Source organism: Spirosoma jeollabukense (assembly GCF_054777855.1).
Window position 1 is genome coordinate 1 of the sequence record NZ_BAAHAD010000077.1, and the last position, 835, is coordinate 835.

1 pseudogene is annotated in these 835 nt (G+C 49.9%); it reads left to right on the top strand.

The window, feature by feature from the left end:
• Positions 1-56: 56 nt before the first annotated feature.
• A pseudogene (locus tag ACYVEA_RS34610) lies at positions 57-824 on the top strand (IS5 family transposase).
• Positions 825-835 lie beyond the last annotated feature (11 nt).

Here is an 835-nt window from a genome sequence, read left to right on the forward strand (position 1 = left end):
GTCCTAGGGCGTGTTGACAATTAGGTAAAAATAGGTCTGTTTGGCAACTTTGCACTATGCGACGCTATGAAATTACCGACCAACAATGGGCAAAAATGGCTCAGCTCTTACCGGGTAAAGCTGGCGATGTAGGACGAAGTGCAACCGATAACCGGCTCTTTATCAACGCTGTGCTTTGGATAGCCCGCGGTGGAGCTCCTTGGCGCGATTTGCCTGAGCGCTTTGGCCCTTGGAATTCGGTCTATCGCCGATTCCGACGGTGGGCAAAGGCCGGTGTGTGGCAAACTGTCTTTGAAGAATTGCAAGAGCCCGATTTAGATTGGTTGATGATCGATTCGACGGTCGTCAGGGCTCATCAACATGCCGCCGGTCAAAAAAAAGTGACCCCGCCAGCGAGTGTTTAGCCGGGCCGCCGGTGCGGCCAGTCGGTGGGTGGCTGGAGCACTAAGATTCATGCGACGGTGGATGCCTTAGGCAATCCATTACGGATTATTCTCAGTGTCGGCCAACAGGCTGATATTACTCAGGCGGAGCTTTTACTGGCTGATTATGAGACGAAGGCTGTAGTGGCCGACCGAGGGTATGATGCCAATGCATTGATTAGATATTTACAGGTCCTTGACACAGAAGTCGTTATACCGGCTAAGAAGAACCGGCTTGAGGAGCGGGTAATTGATGAAAATTTGTACAAAGACCGTAATAAAGTGGAGCGCTATTTTAACAAGTTGAAACAGTATCGCCGGGTGGCGACTCGTTATGAAAAGACGGCGATCAGCTTTGCTGGCTTTGTCTACTTAGCCTCAACTATGATTTTACTACTTTGATTGTCCACAGA